This window comes from Paenibacillus sp. MCAF9 (assembly GCF_052114265.1).
Classification (GTDB): domain Bacteria; phylum Bacillota; class Bacilli; order Paenibacillales; family Paenibacillaceae; genus Pristimantibacillus.
This window is the reverse complement of record NZ_JBFREL010000012.1, coordinates 49,371-74,636: the sequence shown is the minus strand read 5'-3', so window position 1 is coordinate 74,636 and position 25,266 is coordinate 49,371. Positions and strand designations below refer to the sequence as shown.

At 45.0% G+C, this 25,266-nt stretch carries 19 protein-coding genes and 1 pseudogene; 12 read left to right on the top strand and 8 right to left on the bottom strand.

All coding sequences use genetic code 11. The annotated features are described in order from the left end of the window. Positions 1–43 precede the first annotated feature (43 nt). On the top strand, positions 44–505 hold the full coding sequence (locus AB4Z45_RS19175; RefSeq protein ID WP_441910918.1) for a phage tail protein: 462 nt from the start codon (positions 44–46) through the stop codon (positions 503–505). A 157-nt stretch (positions 506–662) separates the two neighbouring features. Here AB4Z45_RS19175 and AB4Z45_RS19170 read toward each other — a convergent pair. Together AB4Z45_RS19170 and AB4Z45_RS19165 are read right to left on the bottom strand one after the other, a co-directional pair. Continuing rightward, a pseudogene (locus AB4Z45_RS19170) lies at positions 663–904 on the bottom strand (transposase); the annotation flags it as partial. Continuing rightward, on the bottom strand, positions 828–1,148 hold the full coding sequence (locus tag AB4Z45_RS19165) for a hypothetical protein (RefSeq protein WP_441911002.1): 321 nt from the start codon (positions 1,146–1,148) through the stop codon (positions 828–830). The gene AB4Z45_RS19165 and the pseudogene AB4Z45_RS19170, both read right to left, overlap by 77 nt. Positions 1,149–1,392: 244 nt before the next feature. On the opposite strand from AB4Z45_RS19165, the gene AB4Z45_RS19160 reads away from it, so the two are divergent. The 7 genes from AB4Z45_RS19160 to AB4Z45_RS19130 all read left to right on the top strand — a co-directional run bounded on the left by AB4Z45_RS19160 (position 1,393) and on the right by AB4Z45_RS19130 (position 6,571). Beyond that, positions 1,393–2,274, top strand: coding sequence for a helix-turn-helix domain-containing protein (locus tag AB4Z45_RS19160; protein WP_441910917.1), 882 nt, complete (start codon positions 1,393–1,395; stop codon positions 2,272–2,274). 89 nt (positions 2,275–2,363) lie between these two features. Then, positions 2,364–3,437, top strand: coding sequence for a phosphotransferase enzyme family protein (locus tag AB4Z45_RS19155; protein ID WP_441910916.1), 1,074 nt, complete (start codon positions 2,364–2,366; stop codon positions 3,435–3,437). A gap of 52 nt (positions 3,438–3,489) precedes the next feature. Next, positions 3,490–4,500, top strand: a complete 1,011-nt coding sequence (locus AB4Z45_RS19150; protein WP_441910914.1) for a helix-turn-helix transcriptional regulator — start codon at positions 3,490–3,492, stop codon at positions 4,498–4,500. A gap of 56 nt (positions 4,501–4,556) precedes the next feature. After that, positions 4,557–5,075, top strand: a complete 519-nt coding sequence (locus tag AB4Z45_RS19145; RefSeq protein ID WP_441910913.1) for a DinB family protein — start codon at positions 4,557–4,559, stop codon at positions 5,073–5,075. Between the two features lie 277 nt (positions 5,076–5,352). Beyond that, positions 5,353–5,859 carry a MerR family transcriptional regulator gene (locus AB4Z45_RS19140; protein ID WP_076266528.1) on the top strand — a complete coding sequence of 169 codons (507 nt, stop codon included), beginning with the start codon at positions 5,353–5,355 and terminating at the stop codon, positions 5,857–5,859. Continuing rightward, positions 5,856–6,296: an SRPBCC family protein gene (locus AB4Z45_RS19135; protein WP_430056348.1), complete on the top strand. Its 441-nt coding sequence runs from the start codon at positions 5,856–5,858 to the stop codon at positions 6,294–6,296. The genes AB4Z45_RS19140 and AB4Z45_RS19135 overlap by 4 nt, the downstream gene beginning before the upstream one ends. Positions 6,297–6,310: 14 nt before the next feature. Next, a complete protein-coding gene (locus tag AB4Z45_RS19130) occupies positions 6,311–6,571 on the top strand; it encodes an SRPBCC domain-containing protein (RefSeq protein ID WP_441910911.1) in 261 nt (86 codons plus the stop codon). 138 nt (positions 6,572–6,709) lie between these two features. Here AB4Z45_RS19130 and AB4Z45_RS19125 read toward each other — a convergent pair whose 3' ends face one another. Then, positions 6,710–7,561 (bottom strand): hypothetical protein, encoded by an 852-nt coding sequence (locus AB4Z45_RS19125; protein ID WP_441910910.1) that lies wholly within the window; start codon positions 7,559–7,561, stop codon positions 6,710–6,712. A gap of 247 nt (positions 7,562–7,808) precedes the next feature. On the opposite strand from AB4Z45_RS19125, the gene AB4Z45_RS19120 reads away from it, so the two are divergent. From AB4Z45_RS19120 to AB4Z45_RS19105, 4 genes are all read left to right on the top strand, one after another. Next, positions 7,809–10,082, top strand: a complete 2,274-nt coding sequence (locus AB4Z45_RS19120; protein WP_441910908.1) for a helix-turn-helix transcriptional regulator — start codon at positions 7,809–7,811, stop codon at positions 10,080–10,082. Positions 10,083–10,225: 143 nt separating this feature from the next. Further along, positions 10,226–12,991, top strand: coding sequence for a glycoside hydrolase family 3 N-terminal domain-containing protein (locus AB4Z45_RS19115; RefSeq protein WP_441910906.1), 2,766 nt, complete (start codon positions 10,226–10,228; stop codon positions 12,989–12,991). Between the two features lie 24 nt (positions 12,992–13,015). Next, positions 13,016–15,355: a glycoside hydrolase family 3 C-terminal domain-containing protein gene (locus AB4Z45_RS19110; RefSeq protein ID WP_441910904.1), complete on the top strand. Its 2,340-nt coding sequence runs from the start codon at positions 13,016–13,018 to the stop codon at positions 15,353–15,355. Positions 15,356–15,491: 136 nt separating this feature from the next. Further along, positions 15,492–16,115: a hypothetical protein gene (locus AB4Z45_RS19105; RefSeq protein WP_441910903.1), complete on the top strand. Its 624-nt coding sequence runs from the start codon at positions 15,492–15,494 to the stop codon at positions 16,113–16,115. A 139-nt stretch (positions 16,116–16,254) separates the two neighbouring features. Here the strand turns inward: AB4Z45_RS19105 and AB4Z45_RS19100 are convergent, their stop codons facing one another. The 5 genes from AB4Z45_RS19100 to AB4Z45_RS19080 all read right to left on the bottom strand — a co-directional run bounded on the left by AB4Z45_RS19100 (position 16,255) and on the right by AB4Z45_RS19080 (position 25,265). Continuing rightward, entirely contained in the window at positions 16,255–18,882 is a 2,628-nt protein-coding gene (locus AB4Z45_RS19100) for a family 16 glycosylhydrolase (protein ID WP_441910901.1), read from the bottom strand. A gap of 194 nt (positions 18,883–19,076) precedes the next feature. Next, positions 19,077–20,648, bottom strand: coding sequence for a response regulator transcription factor (locus AB4Z45_RS19095; RefSeq protein ID WP_441910899.1), 1,572 nt, complete (start codon positions 20,646–20,648; stop codon positions 19,077–19,079). A 3-nt stretch (positions 20,649–20,651) separates the two neighbouring features. Continuing rightward, positions 20,652–22,490 (bottom strand): sensor histidine kinase, encoded by a 1,839-nt coding sequence (locus AB4Z45_RS19090; RefSeq protein ID WP_441910897.1) that lies wholly within the window; start codon positions 22,488–22,490, stop codon positions 20,652–20,654. A gap of 144 nt (positions 22,491–22,634) precedes the next feature. Further along, entirely contained in the window at positions 22,635–24,299 is a 1,665-nt protein-coding gene (locus AB4Z45_RS19085; RefSeq protein ID WP_441910895.1) for an extracellular solute-binding protein, read from the bottom strand. Between the two features lie 81 nt (positions 24,300–24,380). Beyond that, positions 24,381–25,265 carry a carbohydrate ABC transporter permease gene (locus AB4Z45_RS19080; protein WP_076266517.1) on the bottom strand — a complete coding sequence of 295 codons (885 nt, stop codon included), beginning with the start codon at positions 25,263–25,265 and terminating at the stop codon, positions 24,381–24,383. Position 25,266: the final 1 nt, after the last annotated feature.

Genomic DNA, 25,266 nt, shown 5'->3' with positions numbered 1-25,266 from the left:
GACAAGTTTTGTTGGAAATAATGTAATAAAAGGAGTGATGGACATGTCTTATATCGTTGATTTTAAAAATGTGTCTACGGTTGGTTTAGAGTCTTCACCTGTAGCAGAAGCGCTTGCTGGTTTGCGCGCTAATGAAGCCCGTTACTTTATGAATAAATACAAACATGAATTTACGGTTGTGCCAGCTAGCGAAAGTCAGGATACACTTGATTATGTGAACCAAGTTTTGAAAGAGCGTGATATTGCGTTTGCGGCCAAGCCTTTAGAAACGTCGCGTTTTCAAGTGGAGAATATTAAATTTGCTTACGTCTTTTATGAAGACGGTCTTGGAATCAATGTCATGTATACGGTCGATGACGCTAAGAAGCGGGCCGTTGGCTTTAAGCTTTCCGAGGGGATGGAGATACCAAAGGAGTTAGAAGAAAAGTTTAAGTTTGCGAGGCAGAAGTCTAAACTAGCTGGAACAATCAGAGGTTCATTTTTTGTAATAAAAAAAGAATATTAAATAGGCAACAGCGAAAATTTGGACTGTATAGGGCTTGAGGCCAGTAAGCTCGAATCGTAATAAGAATGTCTAGGGGCTGTCCCATAAGCATCAAGCTCGCTGAGGAATAGCTCGCTTTGAACGGGTGTATTGGTAAATATATAGCAGTACAGGAGAGCTATTCCTGTACTGCTATTTTTCTATTCTGGTCTATGGTTGTTTGCTTCATAGGATTATGGGCAAGCGAAAGCCACCCGACCTCCAGACTTACCTTCGGTAAGCTGCGAAGCAGAAACGCCGGAATCCTTGGTTATTCTTTATCTGCCCTAGAACACTTTCGGGTTTAATCATTCGTCTTACCGACAGCGAATATCCTTTCTCGCAGCTCAGTTTTTCCCTTGCTTGCTGCTTGTAGCGCATAATAACTCAGACTGACCATATCCAGCATCAGCGATGATCGTCGTATGATTGTAATGTACGCGAGCCAAAAGTGGAGAGTAAATAAGTGTAAAAGTGCACCTGTTTTTAACAAACAAGATTGGAATGTTGCAAATAGGTGTACAAATACCTCTAATTGAGCAGATTTGAAGAAGATTTGGTTAAATAAGTGCATTTCTGCACTTAGATGAAGCTGCTGCAGGCGCTGCCGCAAAAGTCTTTGCATGACAGGGGAACATCCCCATTTTCAAATGAAAGGACTTCAAATTCCACTGTATAGTGGAGCTTGAGGTTCCTTTTCTCGATGAAAATAAGTTCTAAGTAGTGCTCAAAAAATCGCAAAATGACTTTTGAGACAGCCCCTTTTTTAAATGCAGAAAACAACAACGTTTTCCATATCATGGTATAATTTTGCTAATAGTCCTTATGTATTTTAATGATAAGGAACAATAATATCCTAGGAGTGTTGCATGGAATTATACAAGCTTTTGTCTGAGCTTCTATCACGAATAGAAGAAAATGTTTCTGGTACTAGGGAGGCAGAATATCTGGTCGATCTCCCAATTTCCATTGTTCATTTGCGTCGACTATTCAAATTCGCTTTTGGCGTGCCGCTACAAAGCTATATCCGATCTCGAAAGCTTGCCGCCAGCTTGGAGAATTTGATGCTTTCCGAAAAACGAATTCTCGACATTGCAATCGAATGCGGTTATGAACATGAGCAAACCTACATACGCGCGTTTAAACGCGAATATGGGCTTATGCCTGGCGAATGCAGACATTCCGGGAAAAACATTCAAATAACAGCTCCTCTTCATCTGTTTCCTAAAAACAATGTTTGCGGAAACTTGGTATACGGGCCGAATATGGTCATGATGCCATCGTTTCATTTAATTGGGCAAATGTTTCGAATTGAAATTGCTGAAGCGCCGACAAAAGCGCCCGAGGCTGCTAAGCAGTTTTGGTGGAACAATCGGCATAAAGTGCCAAGTCCAGTAGAACCCAATATTTATTATGGTCTAACAAAGACACTTGATCCATCATTTAGTTGGACGCACTATCTACCATCTATACGCGTACAGAATCTGAATGATATTCCTGACGGTTTTTCAGGCGACACCGTCCCTGCTTCCTTATGCGTCGGTTTTCGTTATATAGGGAACCATCATTATGAGGAGATTAGTGAACTGCGGGCAGAGGCGCTATATCATGCTATCGATAGGCTTGCAAAGGAGAACGAAGGGAAATATGAGCTTCTGGATAGCGAATTTTTCGTAGAAAAAATCAACACGGATGCATACGATGGCGAGTACTGTCAGATGGAATGGTTTGCGCCCATCAGAGTAAAATGATCAAAAAAGTCCATTGTGCGTGCCGCTATTGTGGTACGTTCTTTTTATAGCGTAAGAAAAAATAAATGTTTGTGCGGAAAGGAACTTGTATGAATTATAACGAGGTTGTTTCAATCGGTGATACCTATTTGCTTACAGTAGTATCGGAGCTGTTCGGATTAGAAGGCTATGAAATTCAGCTGATTCCGGCACATGCTGGAGGAAGGAATGTCGTATATACCTGTGTGAAAGAGGGCGCCGACGCAAAAATACTTAGAATCGCTTTTTTACCTGACAGAAGCCGGGAAGATTTTCTGGGAGAAGTTGAGTATGTTAGATATTTATTCGAGCATGGGGGAAGTGTCTCAAATGTAATCAGTTCCCGGAATGCGAATCTGCTGGAGGAGATCAGACATAATAACCATACCTTTTTTGTCTGTCTGTTTGAAAAGGCTAAAGGAAAAATGCTTGTAGAAAATAATTATCAGTACCGAGAAGGAGCTCCAATTACCGAATATTATTACAATTGCGGCAAAGTCCTGGGAAAACTGCATCAAATATCGAAAGGGTATATGCCTGTCCATCGCCGGCATAGTTTTTTTGACAAATACAATGCCGAATATATTGATAAATTGATCCCCGACTCCTTATCTCTGCTTAAGGAAAAGCTGGTAGAGCTCCTTAATACCTTAAAAGGATTGGACAGCAACGAGGATACTTTCGGAATTCTCCATTTTGATTACAACGATGGGAATTATTCCATCGATTTTGATACCGGACAAATAACCGTATATGATTTCGATAATTCATGTTTCGGTTGGTATATGTTTGACTTGGCAGGCCTTTGGACAAGCGGAGTGGGCTGGATACAATTTGAGCCAGACGCCGGTAAACGTAAAAAGTTTATGGATGATTATTTTGAAACAGTCCTCGCGGGATACAGATCCGAGGCCCAGATTGAAAATTCGATGTTGGAAATGGTGCCTTTATTTATCAAAGTAAATCTCTTGGAAAATATTATTGACGCATTCGAGGTCATGCAGAACAACGGTGAGGAACCAAAGTGTGATGAGGAGCTGTCGTATCTTATAAAGTGTTTGGAAGACGATATCCCGTACAAAGGGTTTTTTCATGAAATGTACTCTTGCGAAGAACCCTTTGAGTATGAGGAACGAAATATTTAGTTTTTACAAAGTGAAATGAGGTTCAATTACGCGATGAAAAGAGGCTGCCACTATGGCAAAATGGGATAACATGCTGTCTATGCTGTGGATGCTGCGATCCGGAAGGAAGCTCACCGCCGCGCAGATTGCAGACAGTTTGGAGATCAGCGTTCGCACCGTGTACCGGTATATCGACGCACTATGCGCCAGCGGAGTGCCGGTCGTCGCGGAACCTGGACATGACGGCGGCATTCGCATTATGGAAAGCTTCAAGGAGACACCATTGTTTTTCAATCCCTTAGAGCTGAAGGCGCTTGTAGACGCGTTTAAATTTACGCAAGGCGCTGGCTACCCCTATACAGAACAGCTGGAAAGCGCGTTGAAGAAGGTGGAGAACGGGCTGCACGATGATCAGCTTCACGATCTGACCCGTCAGACGAGCGGCATGGATGTGATTGCTCTGTCGCGTCCGCCTTCCGTCGTTCCGTTGTTGCGAGACCTGGAGCAGGCGGCGGATGACGGACAAACAATGCGCATCACCTATCGTAAACCAAATGCGGAACAGTCGGGCGAACGTAACATCGATCCCTACGGGCTGGCTTATGTCCGAAACGAATGGTACGCTGTCGCGTTCTGCCATCGGTCGCAAGCGGCTCGGACGTTCCGCGTGGATCGTATCGCACGGCTGGAGCCGACCGATATGCGGTTCGAAAAACCGGAGCACTTCTCAGCGTCCGCCTATTTCCATGACCAGTCCAAGCGGGAACGAGAAGCGGACGGACCGTTGACGGTCATTCGCATCGAGGGGGACCCGGTCACGTTGAACGCAGTTTGCGGGCACTGGCATATGCGCCACTATTTGACGGAACGGACCGACCGGGAGGCGCAGTTCCTGCTCGATACCCCAACAATGAACAAGTATCTTCCAATGTATCTGATGACGTTCGGCACGGCCATTCGCATTCGGGAGCCGCTGGATCTGAAATATCGCATTCAGGAAATAGCGATAGGAATTGCAAAACATTATGCAGACGATTCCGATTGTACTTCGCTGACAACAGTTGTCAGCAAACCCGGTGTATGATAGTGGAAAGACTGCAGCAGCCGAACGACGATGAATAAAGGAAGGTGGTTTCACCCATGCTTAAACAAACGCATCAATTGTACGATTATCACGTTTGGGCGAACGAGCGTTTATTCGGACATCTAGAGCAGCTTCCGAAGGAAGTGTTCCATGCGGAAGTAACGAGCGTTTTCCCGTCCGTGTCACAAACGTTCGGGCATATGTACTTGTTCGAACAGCTTTATCTATGCGTGCTCGCGGGAGTTCCGAACGAGAACATTTTTCCGAGGATGTCGGTCTGGGCGGAGCAAGCGCAAGGCAAAACAGTGGACGAGACACGGCAGCTGTTCGCCGGCGTCGCCGAACAGTACCGAGATTTGCTGCAGCGAACGCCAGGCCCGGACAAGGAGATGACGATCGAGCATCCGAAGTACGGTAGTCTCAATACGCGGTTCTCTGAGATTCTGCAGCATGTGGTCAACCACGGGACGTATCATAGGGGCAATGTGACTGCGATGCTGAGACAGCAAGGATATGAGGGGTTCCCGACCGATTATCTGTTTTATTTGATGAACCAACAGGAAAGTCAGCGGTAAATCGAGTGAAACGAGCGGGGACGATATTCGTCTAAAGCAGGGAGAAAATTAAAAAAACTCAAAAATGCGCTTGGAACCCCAAGCGTATTTTTTTATTACAATTGCATAAAATAGCGCCGCGGCGGAGTTTGCGCCATTAGACAAAATAACCTGTGTTCAAAATTAGCGACGCAAAAAAATTGGGAGAGAGATACAATTCCACTTGCACCTTACGTAACGTAATGTTTTACAATAGAGCTACCGGTATATAGCTAGCGCCAAAGATCGGAGATGGTTAATGAAGAAACATTGGAAAGTCGGGGACCTCGCCAATCTTACGGGGCTGACCGTAAGAACGCTGCGCTTTTATGATCAAATCGGTTTGTTATCGCCATCTGACCAGACGGAATCGGGTCACCGGCTATATAGTGAATCGAACTTATCACGCTTGCACCAGATATTATCGCTTAAGGAGCTGGGGTTATCTCTCGAGGAGATTAAGCTGGCCTTAAGCGGCGGGCAGATCAGCCCGCTTGAGATCGTCAACCTGCAGATCAATCAAATCAAAGAACAGATTAAACGACAGCAAAAACTATTGGAGCAGCTCAGGCATGTATCCAAGCTAATGCAAGGTCAAGCGGAATTAACGGTTGAAGATTTCACAAGCCTTCTGCAAGCGATGAAAATGGAATTCGAGAAACCGGTCATTGAACGGCAAACGAGTTGGGAGCGACATTTGAATCTATTAGGGGACTTTCTAATCGAGGAGAGCGGAAGTCCAGAACATAAGGAGGAAAATCAATGAACGAACGATTTGTCAAACATGGAACTTTTGTCGTCGAGCGGACTTATGCAGCTTCGCCGGAGAGGGTTTATCACGCATGGGCCGATCCAATTGCCAAAGCGAAGTGGTTTTCGAAGCCAGAAATCTTCGATTTTCAGGTCGGCGGGCGTGAGTACAGCAGTGGCGGGCCGCCGGAAGGACCCGTTTTTACCTTTGACGCCTACTATCAGGAGCTTGTTCCAGAGCAGCGCATTGTTTACACGTACACGCTGGATTCAGGAAGCACACGCATCTCCGTCTCGATTACAACGATAGAGCTTATTAAAGTGGAGGACGGTACAAAGCTGATTTTCACGGAGCAAGGTGCATTCTTTGACGGACACGATACGCTAGAAATACGGGAGCATGGTACAAACATCATGTTGGACGCACTTGGAAAAACAGTAGACGGGGAGTAGGAACATGACAATAGTTGAAAATCAACTTATGGCTACTCGCGAATACAATTTCCCGCGGGAGCTCGTGTTTCGAGCTTGGACAAATTGATCATGTGTCCGGTCACGAATTTCGGATAAAGGCTACCTTTGAGAGCATTGAAGGCAGCACCAGAGTCACCTTCCGTCAACGTTTCAAGGAAAAAGAAGAGTTTGAAAAATCCAAGCCGATCTGTATAGAAGCTAATGAGCAGTTGCTTGATAAACTTGGAGAGCTGCTGGAGAATTTGACCGACTAGCGTTGCTAAGTTATATCGGCTTTTAGTTGAAAGAACTAGTACTTACGTGATGACTCTAAAATTGTCGCCGTTCAAGCTCCCTATCGGGAACCAGACGGCGATTTTATTTTTGGATAAGGGTAGTTGAAACCAGGCAGCTTATGAATTCGGGTTTTTCAACGTTCGCATAAAAGCCTCTATATTGTCTGTCAATAACCTAGTGTTTTCAAATCCAGCATTAGCAATGATGTCCCTAATATTTTTGACAAACTCATTTAAGCTAGCAGTAGAGGCATTTTCAAATCTATTTTCACCGGCGATATCCCCAATTGGGTTGGCTGCTCCTTCTCTATATTCCTGCACCCAATCCTTGCGAGTCGATACTTTCTCAGCGAAGGTTCGCAAGATGTTGCCCCAGTCTTTTCCGTTTACAATAGCTGTTTGCAGCTTGTCCAGCGTTTCCGGCTCAAATTTCTGCATCATATCGGTCAATTTAATATAATCGTCAGGAGCTCCAATAGGCCTTTGCGGCGGAGTTTCGTAGCGGATTTGTTTCGTTTCAGGGTCTATGGTTCTAGTTTTGGATATGGCTCCGATTTGATGAATTGTATTCATAAATTCTGCCGCTTCGTCATCTTTTAAGTAGTTGTCTGCGATATACTTAGCTTGAGAGAGTCCCAGTTCTAATAATGCCGCTCTTTCCTCTTCATCGGTCACGTCTGTAATGAAATTGGATTGAATGATGCCGTAAACAGCTTCCTTCACCTCTGAGGGCTGATCTTTAAGAAGGCGGTTCAGTGAATCATTGATTTGAACGGTTCCAAAATATACAGCTGAATGGTTCACAATATCCGATGCCGCCAGCTGCCTGGCGGCCGGGCTTATTTCAACTGTATCGGTGTCATGCGACAGCTCGGGTATCGTTCCTGTAACCAAGACTGGTTTATCGGTTTGTTGTTTCGAGTTAATATATAAATTCAAGTCATGCGGGGTAGATCCGTAAATTTTCATCTTTAAACACCTGCTCCTATGTCGTTTTTTCATTCAAGCTTTACTCTTCTATTCATAATATCGAAATTTTCTTCCATATTTTTTATAGAATTGGGCAAAAAAGTAACAGAAAGTTTTTATAAGTTCACCTAGCCTGTTTTTATCAATCGGAGTAGTGAAGGAATAGTTTATAATAAATAGGGATAAATACATTGTCTTGTACTAAGCTAAAGCAATATAGTCTTCACATCTGTAGAGGAGATTGTTGATGTTGAATAAGAAGGAAAATGGACCTGATAAGATCGTTCAAGCCGCAATCGAAACGATTGAGGAAGTGGATTTTCTGCTCATCACGCAGTTAACGGCATGGTTTGTTCTTTCTGGTTATCTGGAAATTATGCGTAACGGTTCGGATATTTTGATTCGGACTGGCGATATATTTGTTCTGAATAAAGGTGATATTGTTCGTGTGATCGGCAGTGAAGAGAACTCGACGCTCACAGTGAAATTCTTAACGGGTGAGTATCAAGAGGAGTTTCCGCCATTTAAGCTAAATATTCCATTATCGATGGTTTACAAAAAAGATGGCTATGAACTTGTGAAAAAGGGTATGGCATATTTGTACCTTGAAATGATTTATCCCGGAGACGGTTCTGATTACATGATTGAGGGGTATTCGAAACGATTAATCGGACTTTTCTACAGGTATCTTGGGGCGGCAGATGAAAAGGAGCAAGCGCATGCTGCTTCGGACAAAGTGAAAGAAATTGTATCCTATATCAATGTCAATTATGCCGAGAAGCTTAGCCTGGATGAGATAGCTGAAAAGTTCTATAGCAGCAAGTACTACTTGGCGCATTCCTTTAAAACGCAGTTAGGCATTTCAATCGGAAACTATATCAAAGAAGTGCGGTTATTTCATAGCTTTCGAATGCTGGAAAGTACGAACAACAAGATAGTTACGATTGCTTTTGAGTGTGGCTTTCCCAATGCACGCTCATTTAACGAGGCATTTAAAATGAGGTATAATCTAACGCCTGCTGAATTTCGTGAGGAGCGTCAAAACCGAGCGGTACAGAATCATACAGATGGAACACTGTCTCAAGATGTAGTAGCGCTACTATCACCTTATGTACCTATAGGCGATCTGCCGACTGCTTCAGCTTCAGCCCCCGATCGTATCGAGGTTAAAATAGATTTGCATAAAACGATTGGCCGGCATTCAAAGGTCAATCATGTGCTGAAAATAAAGGGAGAGCTTACGGATAGCCGTTTGCTTGAAGTACGCCAGCGCCTCGGAGTGAAGTGGGTAGCCGTTGCCCATATTTTTAAAAAAGTGGATATACAGCTGATTGAAGGTAAACTTGTTTGTTCATTTAGAGAGCTGGATCGAAAGTTGAAGCAGATTGTATCTGTCGGTATGGTGCCTTACCTTCAATTCCAATCCATCGATTTCGATGATTGGGAGGAGCGAGGTTTCCCTAACAAAAAAGGATTTCAAACGGTACTGACCGAATTAAGTCTCCATCTGCAGCAAAATTACGGGACAAGCCAGGACTGGATGTATGAGTTTCGCTGCTTTTATGAACAGCAGAATAGCCGAGAGCTGTGCATGCCGCTAGTAAATGCCATTTCGATATTTAAAGGTTATCTGAACGTTGTTATTCATTTTCCCATGCCGCCTGAAGATGCGGTGTCGCTTGATATGGATTGTCGTAATGCCGTGTATTGCATCGATGATTGGACACATATGCGCAAGATTCCGCTTGAGGCTGCGCTTAATTATTTGTTCGATGAAGCCTTTATTCGGGTCATTGGTTCGAGTACGAATATGAAAGCTCAGGACCGTATTTTAGACCGTATGCAGATTTACGAACAGGATGATGATCTACACGCCTATTCGGAGTTAGCGCAAGCGAGCGCGAATATTTGGCAGTACATAAGCCTGAGGAATCAAAATGAAATAGCAGGCCATTACTTCTCCCCGTTGTCGCTCGATTCGGCAAAGCTGTTTGAATATTTTCCAGATGAACTGGCAAGTAAACTGTCATTATGTACGCTGGATGGTCGTTACAAGGACAACTGGTATGCGACAGAGTTTGTGAACCGACTGTTTGACGAGCTTGTATTTCAAAATAAATCTTGTATCGTGACCAAGCGGCAAGAAAACTACCGCATTTTAATCGTTTATCCAGAGGAAGAGCTTCATCTGATGATCAATCAAAATCAGGAACCATTCAAATTGGTTTGGCATAAGGCAAAAAGTCCGTATGTTTATGTGAATCTTGAACTTACAAGCCTGGAAGGAAATTACCGATTGATAAAGCAACGATTAACACCTGAGCAGGTAGACCAACGATTAGATCTATCCGAATTAAGGAAATGCAAAAAGTTGTCCTCTGAAGATATTGCCTATTGGAATGCGATTAATCGACCTTCAAGAAGCGTCGAACAGCTGAAAATAAAGGGAAATCATACACTTGAATTCGAAGTCGCCCTATTCGGAATCGTTATGATTGACCTAGAAAAAACAAACGATTAATGCTAAATGTTGCGCTTTGGATTTCGTGGAAAATCCGAGGATCGCAATATTTAGCTTTTTTTTCGACAAGATCCTCATAGTTTTAATGTAAGCGCTATATTAAGATTAAGCAAAAAAGATAGATGTAACCGGAGGGGATCACGGTGTGGGACTATTTTAAGAAAAAACAAGCAAATAAAAGTGAACTCGTACGAAAAGTGAAGGAAGATAAAGCGAAGCTTCGAGAAAGAAAGCAAGAAATTAAGGCTCTGCCTGAAACAGCACGCAAGGCTGCAATAGATCATGATAAACAATTACAGCATGAGAAAAAGCAACAAAGAAAAATGGAATTGAAAGCTTTAAACCGCAAAGATCGCAGGGCGATGAAAAAAGAAGCGAAACGTTACAAGAAAATCAAAAACAGGCCAAGGCGTTTTACAGGCTGGTCGATTGTGGCAGTTATTGTCGTATTATTATTTGTACAATTCGGTCCCATTGCTTCTGGCCTCATCGATGCGCTGACAGGAAAACATATTACGGCTGTTACCGATTCACCTGAGGGAATTGCAGCACGTGAATATGGCGGGAAAATAGCTGAAGAAATCGCGAATGAAGGCATTGTTCTATTGAAGAATGAAGATAAACAGCTGCCGTTGAACGATAAAAAAGTTAACGTCTTCGGATTAGCGGCACTAGAGCTGCGTTATGGCGGCGGCGGATCGGGTGCGGGGGATACTTCCCGTGCGGTTAATCTCTTTAAAGGCTTAGAAAATGCCGGCATCGCTTACAATACGGAGCTTTATGATCTGTATCAAGAAGTTGGTGCAGAAGGGGGAGTGGGTGCCAAGGCAAGCACGGGCATCGTTCAGGTTGTTAAAGGTATGCTGGGCATGAATTCAAGTGATGAGCCAAAAATGGATTACTTGACTGATGAAGCAATCAAACAAGCAAAAGCATATTCAGAAAATGCGCTCATTGTTATTGCGAGTGAGAGTACAGAAGCTAGCGATGCAACTGCTGAACAATTGAAATTAACAGAAAACAAGCGTGCCTTGATTGAAAAGGTTGCAAATAGCTTTAAAAATGTGACGATTGTCGTCAATGCAGGGAATGCGCTGGAGCTTGGTTTCGTAGAAGAATACGAGTCCATTAAATCTGTATTGTGGATTGGAACGCCTGGACCTTACGGAGCAAACGCATTAGGTAATATTCTTGCAGGGAATGTCAATCCATCGGGTCGTATTACGGATACGTATGTTTATGACAATTCATCTTCTCCGGCAAGCGTGAACTTCGGAGACTACAAATACGATAATTTGAAGTATTCATTCCTCAATTATCAAGAAGGCATTTATGTAGGCTACCGGTTCTATGAAACCTACTTTTTAAATGATGAAGCAGGCTATAAAGATACGGTGTTATATCCTTATGGACATGGGCTAAGCTATACGGATTTCAAATGGAAGGTTCTTAATCAAACCTTATCGGAAGAGAAGATTGAACTGCAAGTTGAAGTGAAAAATGTTGGCGACAGAGCCGGCAAAGATGTGGTGCAGGTTTATTATTCAGCGCCATATATCGCAGGCGGCACGGAAAAGTCGGCAATTGAATTGGCGACCTATGCAAAAACGTCTCTGCTGGAAGCTGGTCAATCCGAAGTGCTCACGCTTTCGTTTGCTGCCGAAGAGATGGCTTCTTATGATATGAACGTAGAAGAAGCTTATGTATTAGATCCGGGTACCTATTCGATTAAAGTAGCTCGCAACGTCCATGATATTGCAGCAAGCTATGACCTTGAGCTGGCACAGAAGAAGGTCTATAAAGAAGACAAGGATACCAAAACGGCTTACGAGAATCGTTTTGACCTAGCAAAAGGTGAAATCACCTATTTGTCGCGTAATGATTGGAAGAAGACGTATCCTTCTGATGAGAATATTAGTCATGAAGCACCGGAATATGTGCTCGATGCCTTCTCGAAAAAGAAGGAAGCTTCCAATATGGAAATGCCAACGATTGGTGCCGATAATGGCTTGAAATTGGAGGATCTGAAAGGTTTAGCTTTTGATGATCCGAAATGGGCTACCTTCTTGGATCAGTTAACCATGGATGAAATGATCGATTATGTAGCAAACGGCGCCTATCGTACGATGGCTATCGACCGTTTGGGCGTTCCAAAAACGCTGTTGATGGACGGACCGGCTGGATTCAGCTACTTCTTTAAGCCAATCGAAGCAGCATCATATCCGTCTGAAATCGTCATTGCAGCAACATGGAACAATGATTTGGCGTATCGAATGGGAGAAGCTGTCGGCAAAGAAGCGCGTGCGTATGGCATTCAAGGCTGGTATGCACCGGGTATGAATATTCACCGTACGGCACAAGGCGGCCGCAACTTTGAATACTTCTCCGAAGATCCCGTGCTTTCAGGAAAAATGGCAGCTTCTATGATAAATGGTGCAGAAGACCAAGGCATTATTGCCTTCATGAAGCATTTTGCTTTAAATGATCAAGAAACAAACGCTCGTTCAGGCAATTTAATATGGGCTAATGAGCAAGCGATTCGCGAACTCTACTTGAAGCCGTTTGAGATTACGGTGAAAGAAAGCAGCCCTCTAGGCGCAATGTCCAGCTTCTCCATCATCGGAACAAAGTGGGCCGGAGCGAATTCCGTCTTGCTAAATGATATTTTGCGCAAAGAATGGGGCTTCGAAGGTTTTGTTTCAAGCGATGCGGTTTTTGGTTTTATGAAAGCACCGGATGCTGTTGTAGCAGGCAATGACCTCATGTTGGATATTATGACGCCAAGTAAAAACGTTAAATTGTTGAAAGAAGCATACAAGAAGGATCCTTCAGGTATTGCAAACGGAGTTCGCACAAGTGTTCATCATGTGTTGTACACGATCCTGCAAACCTACTTATTCAAATCATAAGCGTTTGGAAGCAGGGTGAATGAAATGAAGTATAAAGCATTAATCGAAAGCATGACCTTAGAGGAAAAAGCGTCTTTAATGTCTGGCGCAAATTTCTGGAATACAAAAGCGATCGATCGATTAAATATTCCAAGCATTATGCTGACAGATGGGCCTCATGGACTCAGGAAGCAAGGCGGAAAGGCAGACCACTTAGGCTTAAATAAAAGTCTGCCTGCCACTTGTTTTCCGACGGCGGCAACCTTGGCTAATAGTTGGGATAGGCAATTGATTTATGAAGTGGGCCAAACGATTGGAAAAGAAGCGGCTAGTGAAAAAGTGAGTGTGCTGCTTGGCCCTGGATTAAACATCAAGCGGAATCCGTTATGCGGCCGCAACTTTGAATATTTTTCCGAGGACCCTTATCTAACGGGCGAATTAGCGAGCGAGATGGTGAAAGGCATTCAAGACAACGGCATTTCTGCCTGCCCAAAGCATTTTGCGGTCAACAGCCAAGAGCATATGCGAATGACGATTGATGAGGTTGTAGATGAACGCTCGTTAAGAGAGCTGTATTTGGAAGGGTTCAGACGTGTAGTTGAGAAGGGTAAGCCAAAAACAATCATGACCTCATACAATAAAGTAAACGGCACCTTCGCCAATGAAAACGACTATTTGCTGCAGGATATTCTTTACGGAGAATGGGGATTTGATGGCGTAGTCGTTACCGACTGGGGCGGTAATAATGACCGTGTTGCGGGCTTAAAAGCAGGCAATCAATTGGAAATGCCCGCAACCAATGGGATTACGGATAAAGAAATCGTGCAAGCGGTTAGAAGCAATAAATTAGCTGAAGAGGTGCTGGATGGAGCCGTTCATCGACTGTTAGAGCTGGTCTTTACCACCCAGTTGAACGATAGCCCCGCGCCGCGCATTGACTATGAGGAGCATCATCACAAAGCGATAGAAGCTGCAAAACGTTCGATTGTGCTACTGAAAAACGAGGGTCATATTTTGCCGCTTGGGCAGGATAAAAAGATTGCGATTATTGGCGATTTTGCCAAAAACCCTCGCTATCAGGGTGCTGGAAGCTCGCTTATTAATCCTGCTAAGCTGTCCAATGCCTGCGATGTGCTCAGTCAATCTGGTTTGCCGATCGTTGGGTACGCGAAAGGCTTCAATCGAATGGGCGGAAATAATGATCGGTTAGTAAAAGAAGCCGTAACGTTAGCTGACCAAGCTGATACCGTTCTGTTGTTCCTAGGACTGGACGAAGGCAGTGAAGCGGAAGGTGTCGACCGCGAGAATCTCAGCTTGCGCGAGAACCAGCTGGACTTGCTTCGTTCATTGACGAAAGTTAATTCCAATGTTGTAGTAATTGTTGCCGGCGGCGGTGCCATTGAAATGCCGTTTGTACATGATGTGAAAGCCATCATTCATACCTATTTATCCGGGCAAGGTAGCGCTGAAGCGTTAACGAGTGTATTGCTTGGGGCGTACAATCCAAGCGGCAAGCTTAGCGAAACCTTCCCGATCTCATACGGCGATGTTTCTTCTGCCCCTTATTATCCGGGCAAGGAGGCAACGGCGGAGCATATCGAAGGTATTTTTATCGGTTACCGCTATTTTGATACCGTGGAGAAGCCTGTGTTATTTCCGTTTGGTTATGGGCTTTCCTACACAACCTTTGAGTATGCAGATTTAACAGTTGATCAGTATAAAGCTTCATTTACGATTACCAATACAGGAGCTGTCCCGGGTGAAGAGGTTGCACAGCTGTACATTCAGAAACACGATTCCGCCATATTCAGAGCAAAACGTGAATTGAAAGGCTTTGAAAAGGTGTTTTTGGAGCCGGGCGAAAGCAAAAGGGTTACGATAACGCTGGAGGAACGTGATTTCTCCTATTACAATCCGACAATTAATGAATGGACAGTTGAACCGGGGGCTTACGACATTCAAATCGGCAGTTCGATTCAATCCATTCTGTTAAGTGAACGGATTACGCTTACAGGGGATTCTGTTTCTTGCGAGCACACGAAGGAGCAATTCCCGCATTATTTTAGCGGACATGTTCATGAAGTAACGGCAGCGGAATATAAGCGGCTGTTGGGATACGAGCCCCCATCGCCTACCTGGAACCCAAAACATGATTTGGGTTTAAACGACACCATCGCTCAAGCTAAATATAAGAACGGACTGGGGAAAACCATCTATCATGTTGTGTTTTTCTTTAAAAGGTTTTTTGACGCCGTTAATAAGCCGCTTTTAGCGAATAATGTTTACTTTGTTCTGAATATGCCGTTTCGTCAAATCGATCGTTTTACCGGCGGGAAAATTAGTCGAAAACAAATTTTGAAGCTGTTGAAATGGATAAACCGATAACGAGCGGTTAAGCGTCAATTAAATAAAGAATGAAAAAGGAGATACAACGGTATCTCCTTTTTCACTTCCAACAGAATTATTTTGAGCAAAGAGGAATAAGAACACAACAGGTGTGACAGAGGAGATAACGAATAATATGAGCGTAATAGAAATCAAAAAAAATACAGGAATCATCGGTTTTTGGAATAAACAGAAGCAACGGCATCCTAATATTACACAATTCATCGTATTCTTAATATTGAGTGTTGGGATTACATCATTGCAGCTTATTTTGATGCCTTTAATTAAACTTATATTCGCGCAGACCTCCTTACTAACGATAAGCTTTCAAGTTTTACAGCTCGGCAGTAATTTTGATGGAAGTGCTTATTATGTATTCGATTATGCAGCTGGATCGCTTGCATCAGGAGGCGGAGGCGGGCTTGGCTATTTCCTTGCTGTTCAAATAACGCTCGGTATTGCACAGATTATTAATTTTTTCGCACAAAGAAATATTACATTTAAATCGAACAGCAATATTTGGACGGCTGCTTTTTGGTATGTATTAGCGTACATTGTGATCACCTTTGGCGCTGCAGCAGCTCAAGGATTTTATAAAGCTCCTATTTATAACTTATTCATGAACACATGGGGAATGGGTTCATTTGGTGAAACAGCCGCTGACGTTATTACAATGGTTATCAATAGTACAATTTCGTTTTTAGTATTTTACCCTATATTTAAAATTATTTTTAAACAAGAGCCTGCAAAGCAGGGGTAGCAAAAATCGTATGAGTATGTCATTCTTATCAGCAGCCATTCCGTAATTTTGGTTGAAACATTAGGAAAGGCGAGGGGGAACATTCCCCCTCGCCTGTTTGAGATTACTGCCTTGTTTGCTATTCCTGATTAAGCCAAGCTCATTCTGGTGTTCCTTGAGTTACCCCATGAATATAGGTGAGCCAAGGAGTATCCAGCGCGCCTTGTCCCGGATTATAGGTAAAGAAGTATTCGACGGTATCCCCAGATTGCAGGTTGTTTACAGGGTAAGTATAGTTGCCGTTTCCTATCGAGGTCATGGCTACGTTTTGCTGTGCACCGTTATTTATCTTATAGTGTAAATCAGCAAAGGTTGCGCCATTCACATAAAACGTCAAGTTATTGCCTGCTTTTTTCAGGCCCCGTACCGCATCGCCAATGACAATAACTGTTGTTGGCGCGGGTACAATCGTGATGGTAGAGCTGGCTGTTTTGTTGCCGTCAGCCGTTGTTGCCGTAACCGTTGTTGTTCCTGGAGCGAGCCCTGTCACCACACCGTTCTGATTTACGGAAGCGATGCTGGCACCCGAAACGCTCCAAGTTACCTGTTTATTTGTTGCATTAGAGGGTGCAACAGTGGCGTTTAACTGTACACTCTGTCCTACTTGCAGCTGTGCAGTGCTCTGGTTTAAAGTAACACCGGTAACAGGCACGTTTGTAGGATTTTGGCCTCCGTTTTCTTTATAAACCCGTACATAATCCACCAGCATCGTCGCAGGAATATCAGATGGACTTGGTGCTAAACCGCCATCAAAATGACCGCCGATCGCGAGATTCATAATGATGTAGAAAGGCTGGTCGAATGGAGCGTTCGGATTGTTCGGTGCAGCTACAGAGTACCATTGGTCTCTGGAGACTTTAAAGAAGAATTCCCCATCCACGTACCATTTAATGTTATCCTCTTCCCAGATCATCGTATACACATGATAATCATTGGCAAAGGTTTGCCCCTCCGAGAAATGATATTCCCCAGCAATATATCGATTCACTGGCCATTGTCCGCCAAAGTGCACAGCGCCGCTAGTTGTGCTAGGCAAACGTCCTTTGGCTTCCATAATATCAATTTCACCCGATGCGGCCCATGCGCCGTAAGCCGAATCTTTTGGAAGCATCCAGAGCGCGGGCCAGACACCATTGCCTGTAGGCAGCTTCGCGCGAATATCCACTCTGCCGTACTGGAAGGATAGATGATCTTTGGTATTAATTTTGCCTGAGGAATATAGAGCATACCGGCTTGGGTCCTGCGGGAACGATTTTGGATCGTTCAACGCCCGAATATTCAGCTTTCCGTCCTGTACAAATACATTTTGTGTACTATTGGTATAGTGCTCCAGCTCTGCATTGCCCCAGCCCCAGCTGTTGGGATCGTTACCGATATAATAGCCGGTTTCATAGTTCCATTTGTTCGTATCGAGCGCTGTACCGCTAAACTCATCCTGCCAGATGAGATTCATGCCCGCAATGGCTGGGTCGCTTGGCGTTCCGATTGCCACATCGTCATGATCGGATACATCTGGACGGGGAGCATCCGGATTCCCGATAAAGGTATAGTTAACGAAGTTGCTGCCAACACTTCCGCCTGCCTGCCCATTCAATGGGTAGCCGATTCGAATTTGCATATTCACCTGGACGGGCTGGAACCAAAGACCATAGATATAGTCGGCCCAATATCCCCACTGATTGGCATCGGACATGTTATTGTAACCATTGCCGGAATATGAAAATCCGCTCTGGCTGGAGTTTGCCATATCCACCCATTGCCCGTTGATATTAATTTGGTAAACGAATTTTCCAAGCTCAGTGCCTATTGGCGCGCCACCATCAATTTTTGGCAGCGGTATGCCTATGACGCCTTTCGAATCTGCTGTAAAGGTTGTTCCATCGTAGGGAGTAATGACATATGAATTTCTTACGGGTTGATTAAAGGTTATCGTATAAATGACGTTAGCCGAAGAGGTTTTTGATTCAAGTTTTACGTTAATAGACTCTGTTACCGTAAACCAGAAGCCGCCGCCTCCTTCGGTGAATTGACCGAAGTTGCTATCATAGATCCAGCCGCTGGCAGCATTATTGTTAATATCAATCCAAGTGCTGCTGTTTACGGGTTTTACAAACACCTTCAAATCATCCGCTACGGCTTCATAAATAATGGCTGGATTGTTGTTGAAGGTAGGATAAGTAAAGCCTGCACCTCCTGTAAAGCCTGCTGTAATTTGTGGCCCTTGGGTAGGGGTCATAGCCGTAATCGTTGTTTTGTTTATATTTTGAAACACAAGCGTGTAGTTAAGGGTCGTTCCATTAGCTTTAGAATACAGCTGAATTTCTGTTGTTGCGGACAGAGTGAACCAGTAGCCATACGTTCCGCTGTCGTTCCAATGCCCCCAGTTTTGGTTATAGACGTAGCCGCTGGCACTGTCAATATTGACCCAGTTGCCCCCTACTTTCACTTTTACGCCTACGTCATCGGAAACATCGTTCCATGTGGCGGAGCCCCCGTTAAATATAGGCATAACGAAACCGTAGCTTGCTTGCCCAACCCCTGATTTTGAAATGACAGGCCCGTCTGCTGCTGAAAAGTAAGCCATAGAGGTAACGGTGGTGCCTGCTGCATCGACGGTTTGAATTTTCGAAAATGGCAATAGCCCAACGCTCGCCATCATCGCTACCGCCAAGAACAAGCTCAGTACCTTCCGCTTAAACCGTTTCTGTGAATGGTGAAGTACCTTCATTATTGTCCTCCTTCAATAAAATATGGTTACCCCTGCGGCTCCTTTTATTTTGAGGCAATTGATTCTGTAAGCTCTCATAGGAAACCGCTTACATTGGAGTGCACCTTTATTCTATCGAATACAATTAACAGCTGGATAGGTCCATTTGTTTTTGTTATGACCCAATTTTTTAGGTTTTGATTATTTTTGAAGGCTCATAGCGCTTTGCCCTGATATTTTCCTTCTCTTTCAAGCTTCCGCCGCATCAGCTGCCGGTACTCCGTGGGCTGCATATTCATCACATCGCGAAATGCCCTTGTAAAGCTTTTGTAGCTTTCATACCCAACCATGGTGGCTACCTCGACGATTTTATGATCGGTTTCAGCTAGCAAGCGGCGAGCCTTATCTAGGCGCACATCGCGCAGGTATTCTGCAAAGCCTTTGCCAACATTCTTTTTAAACAGGTTGGAAAAATAGGCGTAATTAAGCGACACGTGGTTAGATACCATCGCGAGGTCCAGCGGCTTATGATAACATTCGTGTATAAAACGAATGGCTTCATTTAAGTCCTGCGTTTTGCGATAGCTGCACTTGTAATCATAATAAAACTGGTTCAGCCGAAGCAGCTGCTGCTGCAGCGCCTGAATATAATCTCGAATCCCCGGATAATCGAATAGATTCCGCAAGCATTCGATATCAAGCGCCTCTTCCCCCATGTAGGGACGGATCACCCGCTCATACTCCTCCAGCATCTGCACCGTTGCGCTGCATAACTGCTGCGTGTACCGTATATGATATCGCTGCAGCACATTTTTGTGGAATAGCGTAGAAATGCCTTGGGCAATCTTTCCGCTGTTTTTGGTGCCAATAAGCTGAAACAGGGCATATAGCTCTTCATAGGGAATTTCCCATTGCGACTCCAGCCTCTCCATATGCGCGGGTAGGATGCACCTCTTATCAGGGAATAAATAGCTATGGCGATATAGTTCAAGCACCTGTGTATAGCTGCCGGGAAGCCCTTTTAAGCCTTGCTGGGTTCCAGTCATAGCCGCTGTGGCATCAATCTGACTTGCCTTAAGTGCAGCAGGCAAAGCATTCGTATCTGTGGCCGCATCGACCGCAAGAATCAGGTATGGGCGGTGCTGCAGGCATATATATCCTTGACTGCCATAGACACGGTAAGCAATAGATTCGATGCTATGGGCACTGTCTGCCCCCGGTTGGTTGATCCATAGTTCTTCCCGCAACAGGCATAGACGGTAATTGTGCCAAAGTTTTGGGTTTTGCTGCTGAACCTGCCGAATCCATGCCTCATCGTTCACTGCGCCTTGCATAAACATGCAAAGCTCTTTACGGTCTGTCTCCTCAGCGCGGCGGGACATATGCTCCATATTGCGGGAAAGGGCTTGCCGCGCCTTTATTTCCTGACCAATATGCTCTACTGCGGTAAGCAGATCCTCCCGTTTTACCGGCTTGAGCAGGTAGCCTTTTGCCCCAAGCCCAATGGCTTTCTGGGCATAAGCAAAATCACTATAGCCGCTAATTATGAGGTAATCCACGTTGAGGTGCTCTTCTTTGGTTTGCTCCATTAGCGCCAGTCCGTCCATATCCGGCATCATAATATCGGTAATCACCAGATGAATGTTATGCTGACGCAATAAGTGCAGCGCCTCAATTCCGTTAGCGGCACAATAAATAGCATCAAGCTGCAGTGGAAATTGGCGCAGCATGGCCTGCAGGCCATCGCGTATGTGCTTTTGATCATCTACAATTAGAATATTGATCATGCCCTACCATCCTCCAAGATTCACATTTTCCCAAGGCAAACGTAAGGTTACACAGGTATAAGCGCCCTGTACACTGTCAATTGAAAGACCGCAGCCCTTGCCATAATGAAGCTGCAGGCGCTTATGCACGTTTTCGAGGCCGAGGCCGTTTTTGCTGGTCACAATTGGCGTATCTGAATCGCCGCTCAGCACAGCCTGCAGACTAGCCAGCATCTTCGGATCAACACCCGCACCGTCATCGCGTATCTCAATTCGCAATAGGCTGTCATTCTCCACTTGTACGGTCATTTGTATGTGCACACTGCCGCCTAAAGGTGCCGCATGATGAACCGCATTTTCAACGATGGGCTGCATGCACATTTTAGGAATAGCAAAGTGAAGCACCTCCTGCGGGAGATCCGCCGTTAATACGATGCTGCCGCCCTCCATAAAGTTAATGAATTTGATATAGCTTTCAATGTTGGCGAGCTCCTCACGGAGGGCGACGGTATCGCTTCGCCACTGCATGCTGTAGCGCAGCTGCGAGCCTAACGATACGAGCGCATCGGCGATTGCAGGCTGCTGCTGAACCTCCGCTAGCATCCGAATGGATTCCAGCGCGTTATACAAGAAGTGTGAATTGATCTGCGAATGGAGTGAGTGCAGCTGTGCGTTTTTGGCAATGAGCTGCTTGTCCACCACCTGCGTCATCAGACGACTAATTTCGTCCAGCATTTTGTTGTAGCTGATGGCTACCTCATCGATTTCATCACCGGTCTCGTGTTCATCTAGGCCGATATTAATCTTCGCATCCAATTGGCCTTTCCGCACCTGACGCATAGAAGATAATACGCTGTCGAGTCGACGGAAAATGCGGCGGGTCGTATGCGATACGAGCAGCATGATCAGCATCAATACACATAAAGCAATTACTACCACAAAGGCATACCAGCTGCGCGGACCCTTCATAAGTGCTTGATGGGAAGCAATATCTACAACATAAGCGTTCAGTGGAGCGATATAACGATAAAGTGCGTAGTAGGTTTGATCTCCTACTTGGACCTTCAAGGGGCTATCCTGTTGAAGTACGTCCAGCTGCCGATGAATGCTGCCAAGAATACTGTTCAGCCCCTCCCCAGCGGTTTGAGAAAATAGATGCTGCGGATTGTATATATTTTTTGAAGGGTTAGTTCCGTCCATGACAACCGAGAAGAAATCTCCTCCGCTCTCCTCCAGCAGGTCGTTGAAAAATATGCTGTGCTCGGCACGAATTTCCATAATGGTAGGAAATTTGTTTTGTTGGCCCTGAAGGCGTACCAACCGATAATAGGCTAGCGTATGCTCGCCATCTTTAAATGCAAACAGGCGGTATGCTGCGCCGCCTTCATCTCGAAGGGTCTCCCAATAATCCTGCGGCCAAAACTTGTCATAATGATAAATTTCAGGCCAAATTTCGAACAGGTTAGGGTTATCGACATAAAAGCTGAGCTCACTGATCATCTCATGGCTTTCAATGATATTATGCATCTGCTCAAATTGATTTTGTTTAAATTTCACGAGGCGGAGGCCATCCCCGCGCATATTGGAGTGGATAAAATCCACGAATGCCTTTTGAGTCAGCGCTGTTGAGGAAGCGTTTTCAAACATGTCCATTTTGCTGCGCAGCTGTTCGTTCAGCCGTGCGACATGGCTGCTGCCGGTGGCCATAGCGTCTTTGTATAACTGGGCTTCCTGTATACGGATAAATAAAAAGGACACCAAAATGGCAGGGATCGCAATGACTAGGCTAAAGGCTAGAAACAGCTTTTGGGATATGCGGGCATTGCGGTAAAGCTTTCTCATTTTGGTCAGCATATACTTCATTTAACGGCCCTCCCTACCTCCGTAATATACCATATATTACAAACCGGCTGGTAGGTAACAAGGCGTTACTTACAAATGTGCAAGTAAAGTCGGAAATACCGGCCACCATTTCGGCAGCCGGCAGTAAATAGCGTATAGGTGTAATTACTCCGCCATTTTTGCTTTTCGTACATCCAGCTCGGCTTGGCGATATTCCATCACCTTGTCGAAACCGTAACTCACGCGGCGGGCAAGAAAATTATCAAAGATTTTATCAAAAGCTGCTTCATCCTTAGCCGTAATCAGCTCAGGCAACACTTCCTCCCAATTTTGAGAGATGCGTGACCAGGCTACCGCTACCTCAGAATCACCCAGTGGATCTAAGCCTTTGTAGATGCCGCTGTCAATATCGGCCTGCGCATTGGCGAAGTCCTCCATTTGCTTAATGACGGGAGCTTTCTCCGGTCTCCATTGGTTGATAATAACAGGGTTCCGCATCATCCAGTAGGTATCCATAATGCCGTATTCCTTTTCAAACTTTTCAATATCCGTTTCAAGCAATTTCACCAATTCAGCCTTCAGCTGCGGCTTGCCGCTCACCATTTCCCACGTCTCGCCTTCCTTGCCAAGGAATAAATCTCGTTGGCCTTCTTCACTGGCTAGGTACGTCAGGAAGCGGATAGCACGTTCAGGATTTTTAGTTGATTTGCTAATCATTGTAACCATCCAGCCGTCCATGTTGCCAGGGAACAGCTTCGCAGAATCACCCTTGCTGTTCTGCGGTCCATCTACTGCAATGTAGTTGGAATCCGGGTTCCCGCTTGCGGCCAGCATCGGATTGACAGCCGTCATTCCCGTCCACTCGCGAATCATCATGAAGTAGCGGGCGTTGTTCGTTTTTTCCTCTACTTGCGTATCGGAGTCCACTAGGAAATCTACATTAATTAGTCCGCGCTCGTATGCTGTGCGGAAGGTTTTCAGCCAAGCAAGGTAATCTGGATCGGTAATGCGGTCGTATACTTTGCCGTCTTTTTCATGCGGAACAGCGAGTAGATTTTGCAGGTATTCACTCATCCCGTAAGGAACATTCCCCTGTGCAAAGAAGGGACTAATCGGTTGGCCTTTATACTCGGGATACTTATCCTTGAGCAGCTGCAGTGCATTTAGAAAGCCCTCCGGCGTGCTCAAATCTGGTTTGCCCATCTCTTCGTACAGATCTTTTCTCACCAAAAAAGTTTGATTGGCGGCTGTCATGCCTGTTTCATGCATGAGATTAGGGCTATAGGAGTCATTCGGAATGCCATACGTATTGCCATTTTCTTGACGATACCACTTCAGTGTGCCGTCTCCCGCCACCTTGAAGAAGTAGGGATCATACTGCTCCGCCAATTCATTTAAAGCATATACATGGTCGCCTTCCCATAGTTTCTTGACAGCGTTTTCCCAAGAGCCCATAGAAATTAAGTCTGGCAGCTTGCCAGAGGTCATCATCAAGGTAATATGCTCGTTTGCTTCTCCTGAAGGAACTTCGAGCTTAATATTGACGCCTGTTTTTTCGGTCACGTACTTGGAAGTCAAGCTCTCTCCCCAGCTGTGGGCATACCAGGATGCGCCTACGAACCACGAGAGCTCGACTGGACTGGTATCCAGCTGCCAAGCAGGCTGTTCGGGGCTTGGCGTTGATTCGCCTTGTGGCTGCTCGGTACTTTCCGCAGGCGTTGAAGTCGGCTTGTTTTCGTTATTCTCCGATTTTGTACATGCGGCCAAGCCTAATGTAAGTATTACGGCTAAAATGATTACCATGCTTAGCTTGATGAGGTTGTGCTTCATGACATGAACACCCTTTCTTTACTATTGTTTTTATAGGTTCCATACGCCTCGCTAACGATTGCTTAGAGAAACGTACAGCACTTACCCTTTAATCGCACCAATCATTACGCCTTTGACCAGATAGCGCTGAATAAAGGGATAGAACACGAGAATTGGCAGCGTTGCCACCATCATTGATGCAAACTTGATGGAGTTGCCAGGCAGTCTTGCGCCGAATTGAGCCATGGCTTGCTGCTGCATGAAGGACATGGAGTTCTCCGCAATGATTTTGTACAGTATGGTTTGCATAGGCAGCTGATCCTGCGAGCGAATGTAGATTACGCCCTGATAATAATCATTCCAGTGATAGACGGCTGAGAAAAGCGATATGGTAGCCAGTACGGCCATGCTGTTAGGCAATACGATTCGAAACAGAACGCCATAATCAGAAGCACCGTCTACCTTTGCGGATTCCTCTAAGCTGTCCGGAATAGTGCGGAAGAAGCTCATGAATATAACCATATTGAAAAAAGTGTACATAGCCGGGATGATGAATACCCAAAAGCTGTCGTAAAGGCCCAGCTTGGTCATCAGAATAAAGGAAGGAATTAAGCCGCCTGAAAACAACATCGTAATCAAGGCGATTTTGAGATAGATTTTGCGGCCGATTAAGTTGGATTTGCTCATTCCATAAGCTACAATGGCGGTAAATAACACATGTACCGCTGTTCCTATCACCGTGCGCAGCGTAGTAATGTAGAAGCCGTGCATTAGACTTTTATCATTGAATACAACACTGTAGCTGGCTAGTGAGAATTCCTTGGGAAACCAGTTTACGGTGCCCAGCATGGCTTGCTCCGGCGCATTAAGCGAATTTATAAATACAAACCACATCGGGTACAGCGTTATGAAGCAAACTGCCAGCATCAGCAGCGCATTGCACACCTCAAATACTCCAATTCGCCGCAATCTTCTGCGTCTTTCCATG